Consider the following 339-nt stretch of genomic DNA (forward strand, 5'->3'; position numbering starts at 1 on the left):
TGTTTGGTCACGATACCAACCCGCACAACCCGCTTCGCGCATAAACAAGTCTAGCGCTTGATTGTACGACCGCATACGCAAATCGAGCGTTCCGCCTTTAGTGTGAGTGTCTTTCGAGTTGTTGTCATACGGCAAATATCCTCCTTTAGTGACATGAATGCTACTGGAAATAAGCCCTTTCTTGACTGCTGCCGCGCTCACTTCAGTAATCCACTGACCAGCACAACCGCATGTCTTAAACGTGGCATTGCCGAGTGTCACAGTAATGGGTCCTGCCCGGTCATTGAAACTGTCTGGAGTGGCGGTGACCGGCTCGGGGGTGACAAGCAACACAGCATC

The 339-nt window shown here is 51.6% G+C and carries 1 protein-coding gene; it reads right to left on the reverse strand.

Going from position 1 to position 339, the window contains the following annotated elements; all coding sequences use genetic code 11:
- Window positions 1-339: hypothetical protein (locus J3482_RS20365; protein ID WP_206923112.1), on the reverse strand; the 339-nt coding region annotated here is incomplete at both ends.

The sequence above is a fragment of the Alicyclobacillus suci genome, from assembly GCF_017329615.1.
Taxonomy (GTDB): domain Bacteria; phylum Bacillota; class Bacilli; order Alicyclobacillales; family Alicyclobacillaceae; genus Alicyclobacillus; species Alicyclobacillus suci.